This is a genomic window from Rhodococcus sp. (in: high G+C Gram-positive bacteria) (assembly GCF_049286785.1).
Classification (GTDB): Bacteria; Actinomycetota; Actinomycetes; order Mycobacteriales; family Mycobacteriaceae; genus Rhodococcus_F.
In genome coordinates, this window is sequence record NZ_JBAQEO010000850.1 from 1 (window position 1) to 2,108 (window position 2,108).

Below are 2,108 nucleotides of genomic sequence, written 5' to 3' on the forward strand. Positions count from 1 at the left end.
ATCGTTTTCCACCACGCGTCGGGGGCCGAAGTGCGCACTACGGCCGAGGGGTTCCAGCACACCGCGCGTATGCACCCGGATCGAACCGCGTTGCGGACTCCCGGCGGCCTTCAGGAGGTCACCTGGCGCGAATACGCACAGCGGGTCGAGGCGATCGCCAGTGGGCTGGCCGGACTGGGCGTTCGGCGCGGCGACACCGTCGGTCTCATGCTGACCGGCCGGAGTTCCACCTCGTCGACACGGCGATCGTGCATCTGGGGGCGATTCCGTTCTCGGTGTCCAACACCAGTGCGCCAGAGCAACTCGAATACCTGTTCACCAACGCCGGCAACAAGGTGGTCGTCACCGAGCAGGTGTTCGTGTCGGCGATCACAGCGTCGGGCGTGCCGTTCGAGCACATCATCACCGTGGACGGCCCGGCGCAGGGAGCGATCGAGTTGAGTGAGGTCGAAGCGAACCCGGACGAGGACTTCGACTATGAGGCGTCGTGGCGCGCGGTCGGACCCGACGATCTGGTCACCCTCATCTACACCTCGGGCACCACCGGCCCGCCCAAGGGGGTGGAGATCACACGGCGCAACGTCATCGCGGCCGCCGAGTCCCTGGCTGATCTCGACCTCGGGTTCGAGGACCGGACCATCTCGTATCTGCCGTCCGCGCACATCGCCGACCGGGTCTCGGCGCACGCCGCCAATCTGCTTGGTGGCCTGCAGATCACCTCGGTTGCCGACCCGCGGGATTTCGCCCCGGTGCTGCCGGATGTGCGGCCGACCATGTTCTTGGGGGTGCCGCGGGTTTGGCTGAAGATCAAGGCCGGAATTGAGGCGAAGCTGGCGGAGGAGACCAGTCCGGTCAAGTCGAAACTGGCGGCCTGGTCCCTCGAGGTGGGTGCGCGAGCGGCTAGAGCGGATCTGGCCGGGACACCGCGCGGGCGAGTGCTGCGACTGCAACACCGGATCGCCGACACCCTGGTGCTCGAAGGTGCGGGAGGCCCTGGGCCTCGATCGGGTCAGGATGGCTGGCGACCGGTGATGTCGGGAAAATCGACGACGACGGCAACCTGACCATCGTCGACCGCAAGAAGGAACTCATCATCCATGCGGCCGGAAAGAACCTGGCACCCAACAACATCGAGAACACAATGAAGGCGTCCACGTCGTTGATCAGTCAGGTGGTCGCCATCGGCGACAACAAGCGGTATATCACCGCGCTCGTCGCGCTGGACCCGGATGTGGCCGCGCTGCGGGCCAAAGCCCTGGGCGTGCCCGGGGCCCAGCTCGCGGACCTGGTCACCAACCCGAAGATCGTCGACGAGGTGACACTGGCCGTCAAGTCCGGTAACGCCACCTTGCCCCGCGTCGAGCAGGTCAAACGGTTCACCATTGTGCCGTCGACCTGGGATCCGGACGGAGACGAGCTGACGCCGACGATGAAATTTCGGCGCAAGCCGATCGCGAGCAAGTACGCAGACACAATCGTCGACCTGTACGCAGACCAACCAGGTGCGGGGGTGATCGACATGGGTTGACCGAGTCCGGCGGTTCGTCTCGGCCGCTCAGGATCGATTGAGAGACGGCCCAATCGAGCGCATAACTATGCGCAATTTCCTTACGCAAACGGTCAGCTGTCGGTGGTGAGCAGGTCAGCGAGGTTGTCCAGGCTTGCCCGCGCCGTGCGCGAGTACGCCTTCGCGACGATGGGGTCCGCCAGCTTGCCGAAGACCCCTCCGAAACCACTTTCGCTGTCGACCCGATAGGTGAACAGAGTGCCGCCGTCGACCTCCTCGAGCCTCGCCTTCGCGGTAAAATCGATCTTGCCCTCCACCGACGTGAACGTGGCCCCGTTCGCCGGCTGGTACTCGACGAATTCCGTCACCATTCGAACCGCTTACCCAGGATTCGGGTTACCCCGCGCCACCGGGTGCCCACCTCGAGCTGCGCGGTGTAGACGAAGGATGTCTCACCAGTCCGCTGCCCAGAAACGGTCGAATGTGAGATCACTCGGAGAAGTGCATAACCATGCGGCGCCGCCCGTCTGGTGGGTGCGAAGTGTCGGCGCCTGGGCAACTTCAGTCTTTCGAGGGTCTAACGACCAGTGACATTGTGGGC

At 64.7% G+C, this 2,108-nt stretch carries 2 pseudogenes; one reads left to right on the forward strand and one right to left on the reverse strand.

Annotated features, from left to right (window positions below):
- Positions 1 to 1,528: pseudogene (locus WAW17_RS30285) on the forward strand (AMP-dependent synthetase/ligase); the annotation flags it as partial.
- 92 nt (positions 1,529 to 1,620) lie between these two features.
- Here the strand turns inward: WAW17_RS30285 and WAW17_RS30290 are convergent.
- Positions 1,621 to 1,934, reverse strand: a pseudogene (locus WAW17_RS30290) (SRPBCC family protein); the annotation flags it as partial.
- Positions 1,935 to 2,108 lie beyond the last annotated feature (174 nt).